This window comes from Proteiniclasticum sediminis, assembly GCF_018128025.1.
In the GTDB taxonomy this organism is placed as follows: Bacteria; Bacillota; Clostridia; order Clostridiales; family Clostridiaceae; genus Proteiniclasticum; species Proteiniclasticum sediminis.
Map to the genome: position 1 here is coordinate 15,373 of NZ_JAGSCS010000011.1, position 13,541 is coordinate 28,913.

Below are 13,541 nucleotides of genomic sequence, written 5' to 3' on the forward strand. Positions count from 1 at the left end.
GGGCTATTAAAGATTGCTCCGTTATTTTTCGGGAAATGGGGACCTAGGATGAACTGGCTGTCTCCTTAATCCAGTACATCTTCTCCAGATCAATGAGTTGAACATTCTGTTGATCAGCGGATTCTTTGAGCAGGTCTTCCGTAAAGCCTGACTTTGAAAAGAGCATGTACTGTTTGTTTTCCTGGGGAAATAATCTTGCCTTACTTCGTAAGGCATCGAATACCTTGGTATCAAGCTTCTGATTTCGCCACTTGCATTCCCCGAAAAGAATAGCATTATTCCCGAGTGCCACAATATCAATTTCTTCTTGTCGTTTTTCATAAGGGTTATTGCCCCACCAGTTGCCATACTCCAGGATATAAAAAGGGACTTCATTTCGTTGAATGCAAGATTCGAGATACTGTATCGCCATCTGTTCAAATTCGAACCCCATGAATTCGGATAAGTTCTCTGCTATCCGTTCATCAAAGACGATATCCCCTTGGCGAAGTTCAATCGCCTGGAGGTTAGGTCGGACAAACTTATACCAAAAACGATACATTCCATCCACAATGACGTAAATCGATTTTCTTTCTGTTTTTTCCCCTATGGGCGTTCTTTTCTCAATAATTCCCAGCTCCATAAGCGCCTTTAAGTAATGGCTTAATGCTCCGGAAGTTTGCCCGATCTTCGACGCGATTTCATGATTTCTTGTGGAACCATGGGCGATGGCGGATAAGATGTCATTATAGATTTTGGGTTCCCTCATCTCTTGCTGAAGGAGATTCCGGGGTTCCTCAAATAATCTTCCGCTGGGGGTAAGATACAGATTGATAATATTTGATCTTAAGGATAAGTCGGGATCGACAAAGGATAAGTATTCGGCTACTCCACCAGTTATTGCGAAAAACATTGAGGCATCCTCATTGGAGAATGAGCTTAGATACTGCCTGCATTCCCAATAAGTGAAGGGTTTGATTTTGTATTGAGCAGTTCTTCTTCCGTATAGGGGGCTCTTATATCCAAGCACCTGATTTTCCATAAAGGACAAGGATGATCCGCAGAGAATGAGCATTAATTTTGAATGGGAACGATAATGATCTATGGTAGCCTGAAGTACAGAAGATACAGACGGTTCAGCATTGGCGAGATATGGATATTCATCAATTACAAAAATAATTCGCTTGTTTGTGGATGCTTCAAATAAGAAGGTGAAGGCCTCGGGTAAGGTTTTGAAGCTAGGCAGCTGTGCAGGGAATCCTGTAGCCTGATAAATGGCTTTCGACAGAATTTCCAGATTCAAGGAAAGTGAGGATTCAATTCCAATGGCGTATCCTGCATTTTCTTTGCCTGTGATAAACTTATTGATCAGCGTGGTCTTTCCGATACGTCGCCGTCCGTAAATGACGGACATTTCAAATTGATTTGAACGATATTGATTCTCCAAATCTTCTAACTCGTAAGTTCTTCCAATAAAATCCATCTTCGCCCCTCCTCGTTTCCCTTATTATATCAGCAAAATCATAATTAGCAAAATCATAATGATGCAAATTGTGATTTTGCTAATTATCCCATCTGTTTGATTTTATCAGGAGTTCGGAGAATGGGAATCTCTCCTTTCCAATATTTTTCGGCTGTATACGAGAGGCTGAGATTTAAACAAGACATGCTGTGTTAAAATGAAAGCAAATTCGATAGTTTCGATGAAAATGACTGATCGCTCACCATTGTCATTGACGCAAGCGGGATACTCTTTCCCAAAAGGGGGATCATTATGGAAAAACGAAGACTGGAAAAACTGAACATTTCACCCTCTCTTCTCGGCTTTGGCTGTATGCGCTTTCCCATGCGGGAGGATAAGAGTATCCACGAGGAAAAAGCTCAGGCGCTGCTGGATCGGGCCCTGGCCGCGGGGGTGACCTATATTGACACGGCATACCCGTATCACAATGAGCAGAGCGAAAAGTTCCTGGGACGGGCTCTGTCCAAACATGATCGGAACAGCTACTTTCTTGCCACAAAACTTCCTGTTTGGCTGGTGGAGAAGACCGCCGATGTTCGACGATATTTTGAGGAGCAGCTGAGAAGACTGCAGACAGATCATGTGGATTTCTACCTTTTCCATGCCCTGAACAAGGACCGCTGGGAAGCCATCAAAAGGCTGGGGATGATTCATGAAGTGGAGAAACTCCGGGAGGAGGGGAAGATCCGCTATATCGGGTTCTCTTTCCACGATGAATACACGGTATTTGAAGAGATCCTGACATACCGAGACTGGGATTTCTGCCAAATTCAGCTGAACTATGTGGATACCGTGATTCAGCAGGGAATGAAAGGATATGATCTGGCAGAAAAGCTGGGGATCCCCATTATCATCATGGAACCGGTCAAGGGAGGCGCTTTGGCGAAGCTTCCTGCAGCCATGGAAGAAATCTTCCGCGAGGTCAGTCCCCATCGATCTGTGGCTTCCTGGGCTTTTCGGTATGTGGCTTCGCTTCCCAACGTCAAAGTCATCCTGTCCGGCATGACCGAAATGGATCAGCTGGAGGATAATCTGCACACTTTTGGGGATTTTACGCCGCTTAGTCCCGCGGAGTCCGACGCTGTGGAGCAGGTAACTAAAATCTACCGAAGTAGGCAGCGAAATGAATGCACGGCCTGTGGATACTGCATGCCCTGTCCATTCGGGGTTAATATTCCAGGGAACTTCAAAATCTGGAATAATGGAGCAATCTATGAGGATCTTCCAGGAGCAAAGCTGAACTATCAAAGCATGGATGAATCAAGACGAGCCTCCATGTGCCAGGAATGTGGAGCCTGTGAACCCCAGTGTCCCCAGTTCATCACGATTATCGAGGATTTGAAGAAGGTCGTCCTGGAGCTGGGATGAAATATTTAGAGATTGGTCATTTTGATTCATGGATTTATTTCTTAAAAGCTTTATGAGAACTTGTAAGTCTTGAAGAGAGGAAGGTCTCTTTTTGATTCTCTTTGCAGTCTTGGCGAGAAAAAATAAATCAATCAGATTGTCATAAAAGGCTTGGTTTCTCATTCAAGTGGGACCAAGCTTTTTTATGCTTATCAAAGCTGTTGTTAGTGGGATAGGTTAGTCTTCAACTGTAAGTGCCACTTATTATCATTGCTGAAGGATCTAAGTTAGTCTATTTGACATTTTGGACTCTCTTGAAAGCATACGTTGGTTGTCTGCGAGCCCGAGACAGTCTTAGTTGTGAGATGTACTTCCAGTATTATCGAGCATCGTCTACAACGTCAGGAAGGCATAGAGAGAGATTATTTAGTAAAAAAAGTAAATATTTTGTTAGGGGGTATACAAAACAAAACAATGATGTTATGATGACACTAACAAAACATAAAGGAGGTCGTACCCATGAAAATTGATGTCAATAAAATCATTAGTCCGGAGGATCTATTGGATGATTTTGAAGGTATTTGCGAGAGGTTGGAGTCAGATAGAGAAGCGTTTATATTTCAGAACAACAAACCTACCCATGTCATAATGACAATTAAGCATTACCAAAACATGGAGGATAGTGCGAATGAACAAGTTCTTGACATTACCGACCATCCTGAAAATGAGGATATCGATACGTTGCTTAATAAGATCGGCAGAAGAGTATTTATCGAGTACTATTATGTGTTTAAAGCTGATGACAACCCTGAAGAAAAACTTATTAAAGAAGAATTCACTCTAAATTCAAGAAGAAGTAGAAGTTCAAGCGCAAGGAAGATTTTCAGAGATGGGTTACAAGTGCTAGCGTTAAAAAGTATTATTCAGTCGTCAAAACTTGATGAAGAAATTTTAGCAAGAGCAAAAAATATACTAGTCGCGGAGATCGGGGATAACTTAAAGAATGACTCCGTAGACGAACACGTAATCGAAAAAGGTGAAATGAAAATTGGAAAGACAGTAAGGTTTTTGTTTACTAGATTCCTGCAAGGTGATTTTCTTACAGAAAGTGAAATCAAGTCGATGACTGATGAAGAGTATTCGAAGAAGACCTTCAATATTAACTTTCAAGTGCTAAAAATTGTTGATGTAAATACTCCAATTGAAGATCAAAAACGGGATCTGAGAGGCTATAACCGATACTATGATTCGCCCATCGTAACAGCAAAACATAAATACCTTCTATGTTCTCAATGGGTGGAGAGTTTACACCGAAAATCGTTTGAACTCTGGCTTGAAGAAAAGCTTATGAGTATTCTGCTTTCTCGCGTTGAAGTTTTGAATACCGGTACTGAGTTTGGAATAAGAGATCTGTTAAGTGACTTTTGGCAGTATGTCCCACATAGTACACTACGCACACTAGGAAAGAGGTTCAACTACCATGCTCTTAGTCATGGGGAAATAGATCCGATTGAAAAAAGAAACAATAATCAATTTTACAGAAAACTTTAGAGGATGGTTGATGAGGATATCAATCGACACTAACATAAATTAACATCCGGAAAGTGCCAGAACGCCACCTCTTTATAGATGGTGGCGTTATTCTAGCCAAATTTATATTTTGACGAATAAGTAATATTTCCATTGAAAGGCTGAAATCTAGTGAGTACACTAGCAATAGTCATAATTCAAAGCATTCATATTTACTTAGTGTTACTTGTGGTAGGGCTTCCCGAAGGATATCCGTCGGCGTAGCCATGAACAGGTCTGATCGAAGATAAGCGTCTTTTGCAATTAGACAGAGTAGTTCGAAGTAAATGAGCGCATAGCGGTTTTCTGGTTCCGCATTTTTCACCCATGGAGTAACATGATGGATACTCCATGGGTTTTTTCTGTCTACGATGACCGTGAGTATTCATCCACGAAGATAGTTTTTTGTGCGGACTGTTCATCAAGCGAGTCCGAACGATCAAGGCTACTGGAGGAGCATTTTTGGGAGAATGCCCGATAATTAACGAACGATGCAAGCTTATGAGATGAAAAAATCATTGACCAAGACGAATGATTCATGGTATATCTATAACATCGTTCAACTAAACGGCTTGGTGACGATTTTGAGGGTTGTCCTCAAGTGTTGGTCATCCATGGTTGTGTTGAAGAAAATGACGGTGCGAGGTTCATTCTATCGGATGATTGTAGTCTAGATCGGATGAACACCTAGAGTTCGAAAATTGTTTGAAATACACGAGGGAAGTGTGAAAATGAAGAAAAATGAAGCCGGAAATACATCTTTGTTCGACTATGAAGGAAAACCGAGTTGGGCAAAGTCAATTCCACTGGGAATTCAGCATGTTCTTGCCATGATTGTTGGTAATGTTACCCCATCGATTATGGTTGCTGCAGCGACAGGAATGACCATGGATGAACGAACTCTATTGGTCCAGACTGGGATGTTTATTGCAGGGATTGCCACCTTCATGCAGCTTTTCGCTATTAAGCAGATTGGGGCGAAGCTTCCAGTCATCATGGGAATATCCTTTTCCTATATTCCCGTACTGTTAGCCATTGGATCAGAATTCGGGATTTCAGCGATTTTTGGAGCTCAGCTCATCGGATCCCTGGCCGCGATTCTGATGGGTTTCTTCATTAAGCCCATTCGAAAATACTTTCCACCCATCGTGGCAGGTACAGTGGTACTGACCATCGGTCTTTCCCTGTACCCCATCGGCGTAAACTATATGGCCGGTGGACTGGGAACGCCGACTTATGGTTCACTCTTAAATTGGGGTGTAGCCTTCGTGGTGATGGCAACTGTTCTTGTCTGCAACAATTATGGAAAAGGGTTTTTTAAGCTGGCCTCTATTCTTGTGGGAATTCTTGTCGGTTATTTGGTCGCATTACCACTAGGTATGGTTAATTTTGCGCCACTGGCATCAGCGAGCTGGGTAGCAATGCCAAAACCACTGTACTTCGGCATCGAGTTCTATCCGACAGCGGCAATTTCCATGGTAGTCATGTATGTGGTTAATTCGATCCAGGCCGTAGGGGATTTTTCTTCCACCACTGTGGGGGGGTTCAACAGAGAAGTCACCGATGATGAGCTTTCTGGCGGAATTAAGTCCTATGGGCTTTCCAGTGTCCTCGCCTCGATTCTTGGCGCTCTGCCGACGGCAACGTACAGTCAAAATGTAGGCATCGTTGCAAGCACAAAGGTTGTGGCGAGAAGAGTGTTTGCGATTGCCGCCAGTATCGTGATCGTTGCGGGCCTCATTCCTAAGTTTGGTGCCTTTATGACAACGATCCCCTACGCAGTCCTGGGTGGAGCAACGATTTCAGTATTTGGCATGATTACCATGACAGGGATAAAGCTCATTACGCAAGAGGAACTGTCGAATCGAAACATGTCCATCGTTGGTCTTTCCATTGCTTTAGGTATGGGGATCACCCAAGTACCCGCAGCGCTGATCAATTTTCCGGACTGGTTCATGATGGTCTTCGGAAGATCTCCGGTGGTCATTGCGACCCTGATGGCTCTTTTCCTGAATGTTGTCATTCCGAAAAAGTCACTGGCAGAAGAGCAGAAGGAACGAGAGAATCTCGATAAAGAAGACGTCTAGAAGAGCAGCTGAGCTGCAATGTGTGCAGAATCCTTCAATACGAAGACGGACTCAAATGTCGAGGAAGTGAAGAAATGTGAAGAGACGATGTTCTGGATCAAGACTATGGCGCATGAAAAAAACCGTACTTGAAAGATAATGATCCTTTATTGAATGAACGAGAAAAGGACGAAGTCGTTTTGAATGGCTTTGTCCGTCCTTTTTTTGACGACACCCTGGGGTGACCCCTGGAGGATAATGTCGTCAAAGAGATCAATAAAGGATACATAAATCTGCAGATCAGAATGGGACATCATTAGGAACAGGCTAGGAAAAGATTGAATAAACCAATGGGCAGATCGTTGGTAATCGTACGTTACCTTGAATAACAGAAGAAATGCCTGTAAAATTAATACAGGAGAAAACTAAATATTTCGTTAATTTAATATCATAAAAATATATTCTAGTCTCAAATACAACAAAAATTATCGTTCATTTCGCCTTGGTGAAGGGATGAAGAAAAGAGGAAGTACAGAATGAACAAAAGATTAAAGACCCTGGTGTCAGGATTCATCGTCAGTGTCATGGCGATCACTTTAGGAGCATGTCAGCCAAAGGCTGCGGAAACTCCCGTGGAAACCCCTGGGGTGGAGACCCCCACAGAAGTTGAGGGCGTTAAAGTCACGGATGATCTAGGCCGAGAAGTCATGTTTGAAAAAACACCGGAACGGTTAGTCAGCGGATACTACATCACATCCAGCATGCTCATGGCGTTAGGACTTGCGGACAAAATGGTCGGAATTGAGGCCAAGGCCGAGAGCAGGCCCTTATATTCCCTAGCGGCTCCAGAACTTTTAAAAGTGCCCAATGTGGGTACGGCGAAGGAGTTTAACATGGAAGGCGCGTTGGCTCTAAAACCAGAACTCCTTGTGGTTCCTGTTCGTTTGAAAGACGTGATCAAGACCCTGGAGGGTTTATCGGTTAAAGCCTTAGGGGTTAATCCGGAAAGTTTTACCGACATGGAAAAAGTGCTGACCATGCTGGGGGAAGCCGCGGGAACGCTAGACAGAGCAAAAGAAATCATTTCGTACAATAAGGAGCTCCTGGCCAAGGCGAAAGCCGTAGCAGGGAACGTCCCTGAAGAAGAAAAGGCCACGGTTTACTTTGGGGGCAATAGCAGCTTGTTAACCACCGCCGGGGGTAAAATGCATCAGTCTTCCTTGATTGAAGAAGCTGGAGCAAAAAACGTCGCCAAGGAGCTGGAAGACAGCTACTGGTCCGAAGTGTCTTATGAGCAGATCCTCGCATGGCAGCCTGACTATATTATCCTGGCTTCGGATGCCAGCTATACCGTAGAGGATGTTTTAACGGATCCTGTTCTTTCGGACCTTACGGCAGTAAAAGAAAAGAAAGTCTATAAACTTCCGTCAAATCTTGAATCTTGGGATTCGCCAGTACCGGCAAGTGTTCTGGGCGTGTTAGCCATATGCTCTTATCTTTATGAAGAGAAATATGACGCGGAACAACTAAAAGCGGATGTGGTGGCGTATTATGAAAAGTTCTATGGCTTTACCTTCTCGGGAGAACTAAATTAAAGAGAAACAACTGAAAATAGAAGGAGGGAAATGTCTATGGAGAAAAAGCTAAAAAAAACAGTGATTTTTCTTCTGATCAGTACGCTATCCCTCCTGTTTCTTTCCCTAGAAGTTGGGAAGTATGAGGTGTCTTTGACAAGCATGATCTTGGGAAAGATGACGGATCCTCTGGATTATCAGGTGTTTTATCAGCTAAGACTGCCCAGAACTCTGATGGCCCTCTATGCAGGGTTTGCCCTGTCTTTGGTGGGGGCATTTATGCAGACCATCTTTAAAAATCCCCTGGCTTCTCCCGATATCATGGGGGTCTCCAGTGGAGCCAGTGCGGGAGCGGCCCTAGGCATTATCCTGGGCGGTGGGGGCTTTCTTACCGTAACCTCGGGGGCTTTAGTGGGTGCACTTCTGGCCATTAGTCTGGCGGTATATCTTACACGCGGCCGATTTAGCCAACAGCTGGCTTCCTTTGTGGTGGCGGGAGTGGCGGTGAATGCCCTGGCCCAGTCGGTTCTCATGCTGATGAAACTGATGGCAGACCCGGAAAATCAGCTGTCTGCCATTGAATTCTGGCTTATGGGAGGCCTTGGGGCGGTCACCCTGGGAAAAGTTTCTCTGGGCCTTTTGGGAAGTCTCCCTGCGTTAATTCTCCTTCTCTTCCTCGGAAGACAGGTGGGGATCTTATCTTTATCCGATGGAGAAGCGCAAGCTTTGGGGGTAAGCCTTAAAATCATCAGACCAGTGATTCTATTTTTGTCTGCCTTAGTGGTGGCCTCATTAATCTCCATTACGGGAATTATATCCTTTATCGGCCTAGTTGCCCCACACCTGGCGAGATTGTTGCTAAGAACCAACAACCGAAATACTTGGATTGTTGCGGGACTCCTTGGCGGGAATCTTCTCTTGGTATCCGATATCCTCGCGAGAACCCTCACCTACGCGGAGATCCCCGTCAGCATTTTGACATCTCTTCTTGGGGCGCCCATTCTCATCATCTTAATGAGAGGGAAGGGGAAATTATGATGAAACTGAGCTTGGAAAATTTTCAGTGCGGCTATGACCACTGGCAAACGAAAAAGATCAATTTGAATCTTTACCCGGGAGAGCTGGTGGCTTTAGTGGGGAAGAATGGATCGGGGAAAAGCACCTTCGTGAAAGGGATGATGGCGCTTCTTAAATCAGAAGGAAAGAAGTCTTTGGGAGATACGGATTTAAGCCGGAAAACCACGAGGGAAATGGCGAAGTATATCAGCTTTATGCCGCAGACCTTTAAGGTGACCTATCCCATTTCGGTAGAGGAAATTATTCTCATGGGATTTAATCCGGATATGGGGATTTTCCAAAATTACAGTAAGACGATGAAAAAAGAGGTTCGTCGTGAACTGGAGGAGTTTGGTCTTCTGGAGTATCTTCACCGAGACTTTACCACCTTGAGTGAAGGGGAAAAACAAAAGGTGAGATTGATTCGCTCCCTGATTCGTGAAACTCCTGTACTTCTTTTGGATGAGCCGGAGAGCACCCTCGATTTCATGGTTCGCCATGAAATGATGGAACTGGTCTTGGCGGAAACGAAAAAGCGAAATTGCATTTCCCTTCTTGTGATTCATGATCCGAACCTAGCCTTACGTTACGCCGATCGAATTCATTTATTTAAAGAGGGTCAGGTCGTGTCCACCATTGAGGTTCATCAGGAGACGAAAGCGTCCATGGAAGAAAAGATGAGACAAGTCTATGGGGATGTGGAACTGGTGGAGTTTTCGCCAGGAAGAGTATTCGTGGATAAGCAAAATTAGAATCAAAATAATAAGATGGGTTCGCGTTGTATAGCAGGGATGTTAACAAGCGGGATCGCTGAAAACGGGGAAGAAAGGAAGAAGAAATATGTTTACGACAAAAAATCATGTTATGGTGAAAAGTCTGGAGGAAGCCTATGATCTGATTCAAGAAAGAGGCAGTGTAATTTTAGGCGGAATCATGTGGCTTAAAATGGGAAATAGAAAGATTGAAAATGCCATTGATCTTTCTGCACTGTCGTTAAATCGGATTGAAGAAGATGAAAATTCCTTTATCATCGGAGCCATGACCACCTTAAGAGACATGGAAATCCATGAAGGTTTAAATCGTTATTTTGAGGGGTATCTGGCCAAGGCCGTTAAAGGGATCGTGGGCGTTCAGTTTCGCAACGGGGCAACCGTAGGAGGATCAGTGGCTTCTAAGCTGGGATTCTCCGATGTTATCACGTCTCTTCTTGCCTTAGACACGGAGCTGGAGTTTGTGCATGCAGGGCGGGTTCCATTAAAAGATTATCTCGAAATGAAGCCGATCAAAGATGTTTTAGCCCGGATTATCATCAAAAAGGATGGTCGAAAAGCGGCTTATGAAACCGTGAGAAAAAGCGCCACAGATTTTCCGATTCTTGCCAGTGCGGTTTCCTACAACAATGGCGTATGGTCTGTCGTCTTGGGGGGAAGGCCAGGGGCGCCGAAGAGAATGGATTTTGAGGCAGGACCTCAGCTTCTGGAACAAGAAATGGAAGAGATGCAGAGGAAGATGATGGAAGAAATGACCTTTGGGACGAATTACCTGGGAAGTCAGGAGTACCGAAGCATGCTGGCAAAAGTGCTCACGAAAAGAAATGTAGAGAAGATCTCAGGAGGGTATCATGGACATTAAAATGTGGATCAATGGAAAAGAAGTGAAAGGAGAGGTAGCACCCGAGACGCTTCTCATTGATTTTGTTCGATCGAAAGGGAGTTTCAGTGTAAAAAGAGGCTGTGAAACCTCCAACTGTGGATTATGCACCGTACTGCTGGAAGGCAAACCGGTCCTTTCCTGCTCTACCCTTGTGGCCCGAGCCCAGGGAAAACATGTGGTCACCCTGGAAGGGATTCAAAAGGAGGCTTTGGAAATCGGGCTGTTTGTCGCCGATGAGGGAGCGGAACAGTGCGGTTTTTGCAGCCCAGGGTTGATCATGAATATGTATGCCATGAAAAATGAACTGAAAAATCCCAGTGATGAAGAGATTAAGCATTATCTTGCGGGCAATCTTTGTCGTTGTACAGGCTACATGGGGCATATGAGAGCCATTCGCAAATATTTGGATGCCCACCAGGAGGTAAGCCATGAAGACCGTAAATAAGAGTATACGCAAGAAAGATGCGATTCCCCTGATCACGGGTAAACCGGTTTTTACGGATGATATTACACCGGAACATTTTCTGACCGTAAAGCTTCTGCGAAGTCCCCATGCCCATGCGAGAGTCCTCCATGTTTCGAAAGAAGAGGCCATGAAAGTCGAAGGCATCGAATGCATCTTAACCCATGAGGAAGCTCCAAAAACAAGATTTACCACAGCCGGACAGACTTATCCGGAATTTAGTCCCTATGACCGGCTTATTCTGGATCCTTTAATTCGCAGTGTGGGAGATCCGGTGGCCATTATCGCCGGATGGGATGAAAAAGCGGTTGTCGAAGCCATGGCGCTAATCAAAGTCGAATACGAAGTGCTTACTCCTTTACTTGATTTTAGAACTGCCATCGATAGTGACATTATCGTCCATCCCGAGGATGATTTTCGCGCGTTAGTGGATGTGGGCGCTGACCCTAAGCGAAATCTTTGTGCCACAAGTTCCATGGAAATTGGCGATGTGGAGAAAGAGCTGCAGGACTGTGCCTATGTGGTGAACGAGAAATATCACACCCTGGCCAATAGCCAGGCGATGATGGAGACTTTCAGAACCCACACCAGTTTAGACCCTTACGGAAGACTGGTGGTGACAACGTCCACGCAGGTTCCCTTCCATGTCCGAAGGATTCTGTCCACAGCGCTGGAGATTCCCAAATCGAAGGTTCGAGTCATTAAGCCCAGAATCGGGGGAGGATTTGGCGCCAAGCAGTCCATCGTCAGTGAAATCTATCCGGCTCTCGTGACCAAGGTGACGGGAAAACCCGCCAAACTGATCTTTACCCGCGAAGAAAGCATGACTTGCGGACGGCCTCGCCATGAGAGTGAGATTACTGTTCGTCTCGGGGCTGATACGGACGGGAACATTAAAGTTATTCATATGCATTCGCTGTGGAATGCAGGGGCTTATGGAGACCATGGCCCCACTACGGTAGGGCTTTCCGGGCATAAAGCGATGACCATCTACAATAAAATCAAAGCCTCAAAGTTTGAATACGATGTGGTCTACACGAATACCATGGCCGGAGGAGCTTTTAGAGGATATGGGGCAACCCAAGGGTTCTTTGCGCTGGAATCCGCCGTGAATGAACTGGCAGCGAAGATGAATATGGATCCCACGGTGCTTCGAATGAAGAATATGCTGGATAAAACCCAGGTCGGGGACACTCTGCCCACATACTATAATGAAGTTCTCGGGAGCTGTCATCTGGACAATTGCCTCAAAAGAGCCAAAGAGATGATCGACTGGGATAATAAATACCCAGCAAGAGATATGGGGGACAATAAGGTGCGGAGTGTAGGCTGCGCTGTCGCCATGCAGGGATCAGGAATTTCGAACGTGGATGTAGGCGCGGTGGAGATTCGGCTGAATGATGATGGATTCTATACCCTTTTGATTGGAGCTACAGACATGGGGACGGGCTGCGATACCATCTTGGCCCAAATGGCCGCAGAATCCTTGGACTGCGACGTGGACAATATCGTGGTACATGGCGTGGACACGGATCTTTCGCCCTATGATACAGGATCCTATGCGTCCAGTACCACCTATATCACCGGCATGGCGGTGGTGAAGACCGCCGAGAAACTTCGGGATAAAATCCTTCAAGAAGGAGCTCGACTCTTGGATCTGCCAGTGGAAAACGTTGAGTTTGACGGAAAAAAAGTCTTTTCTCTGGAGCACAAAAAAGAAGTGACACTGCGGGACATTGGCAATAGTTCCCTGGTGGGAAGGAATCAGTACCTTACGGCCAGTGAGTCTCACTTTTCCCCCACCAGTCCTCCACCCTTCATGGCGGGTCTGGTGGAAATTGAAGTGGATAAGCAAACGGGGCAAATTGAACTGATTGACTATGTGGCCGTGGTGGACTGCGGTACCCCCATCAATCCAAACCTCGCCAGAATCCAGACGGAGGGAGGGATCGTCCAGGGGATCGGGATGGCTTTATACGAGGATGTGGTTCATGATACGAAGGGCAGACTCGTTCAGGACTCCTTCATGAAGTACAAGATTCCCTCTCGATTGGATGTGGGGAATATTCGTGTGGAGTTTGAGAGCAGTTATGAGCCGTCCGGACCTTTTGGCGCAAAATCCATTGGGGAAATTGTCATCAACACGCCTTCCCCCGCCATTGCAAACGCCGTGTATCATGCCACGAAAGTCAATGTGCGCAGTCTGCCCATCACCAGTGAAAAGGTCGCCATGGGGATGCTGGAAATTGCAGTAAATCCCTCCTAAAACAGAGTATGGAACACCCTGATATTGTAGACACCATGTCTTACGA

Annotated in this window: 10 protein-coding genes; 9 read left to right on the forward strand and 1 reads right to left on the reverse strand. The window is 45.3% G+C overall.

Annotated elements, in window-relative coordinates; all coding sequences use genetic code 11:
• Window positions 1–43: 43 nt before the first annotated feature.
• Window positions 44–1,462: an AAA family ATPase gene (locus KCG48_RS08935; RefSeq protein WP_211801415.1), complete on the reverse strand. Its 1,419-nt coding sequence runs from the start codon at window positions 1,460–1,462 to the stop codon at window positions 44–46.
• Between the two features lie 291 nt (window positions 1,463–1,753).
• On the opposite strand from KCG48_RS08935, the gene KCG48_RS08940 reads away from it, so the two are divergent.
• The 9 genes from KCG48_RS08940 to KCG48_RS08980 all read left to right on the forward strand — a co-directional run bounded on the left by KCG48_RS08940 (window position 1,754) and on the right by KCG48_RS08980 (window position 13,495).
• Window positions 1,754–2,869 carry an aldo/keto reductase gene (locus tag KCG48_RS08940; RefSeq protein ID WP_211801416.1) on the forward strand — a complete coding sequence of 372 codons (1,116 nt, stop codon included), beginning with the start codon at window positions 1,754–1,756 and terminating at the stop codon, window positions 2,867–2,869.
• A 498-nt stretch (window positions 2,870–3,367) separates the two neighbouring features.
• Window positions 3,368–4,399, forward strand: a complete 1,032-nt coding sequence (locus KCG48_RS08945) for a DUF1413 domain-containing protein (RefSeq protein WP_211801418.1) — start codon at window positions 3,368–3,370, stop codon at window positions 4,397–4,399.
• Between the two features lie 749 nt (window positions 4,400–5,148).
• The gene (locus KCG48_RS08950; protein WP_211801420.1) at window positions 5,149–6,504 is read left to right on the forward strand and encodes a uracil-xanthine permease family protein; all 1,356 of its coding nucleotides are present in this window, start codon (window positions 5,149–5,151) and stop codon (window positions 6,502–6,504) included.
• A gap of 515 nt (window positions 6,505–7,019) precedes the next feature.
• Window positions 7,020–8,078: an ABC transporter substrate-binding protein gene (locus tag KCG48_RS08955; RefSeq protein WP_211801422.1), complete on the forward strand. Its 1,059-nt coding sequence runs from the start codon at window positions 7,020–7,022 to the stop codon at window positions 8,076–8,078.
• A 36-nt stretch (window positions 8,079–8,114) separates the two neighbouring features.
• Entirely contained in the window at window positions 8,115–9,095 is a 981-nt protein-coding gene (locus KCG48_RS08960; RefSeq protein ID WP_211801423.1) for a FecCD family ABC transporter permease, read from the forward strand.
• Complete coding sequence (locus KCG48_RS08965; RefSeq protein WP_211801425.1) at window positions 9,092–9,865, forward strand: ABC transporter ATP-binding protein; 774 nt, start codon at window positions 9,092–9,094, stop codon at window positions 9,863–9,865. Before KCG48_RS08960 ends, KCG48_RS08965 begins: the two co-directional genes overlap by 4 nt.
• 88 nt (window positions 9,866–9,953) lie before the next feature.
• Window positions 9,954–10,745, forward strand: a complete 792-nt coding sequence (locus tag KCG48_RS08970; protein WP_211801427.1) for an FAD binding domain-containing protein — start codon at window positions 9,954–9,956, stop codon at window positions 10,743–10,745.
• Window positions 10,735–11,211 carry a (2Fe-2S)-binding protein gene (locus KCG48_RS08975; RefSeq protein WP_211801429.1) on the forward strand — a complete coding sequence of 159 codons (477 nt, stop codon included), beginning with the start codon at window positions 10,735–10,737 and terminating at the stop codon, window positions 11,209–11,211. Before KCG48_RS08970 ends, KCG48_RS08975 begins: the two co-directional genes overlap by 11 nt.
• Window positions 11,195–13,495 (forward strand): xanthine dehydrogenase family protein molybdopterin-binding subunit, encoded by a 2,301-nt coding sequence (locus KCG48_RS08980; protein ID WP_211801431.1) that lies wholly within the window; start codon window positions 11,195–11,197, stop codon window positions 13,493–13,495. Before KCG48_RS08975 ends, KCG48_RS08980 begins: the two co-directional genes overlap by 17 nt.
• Window positions 13,496–13,541 lie beyond the last annotated feature (46 nt).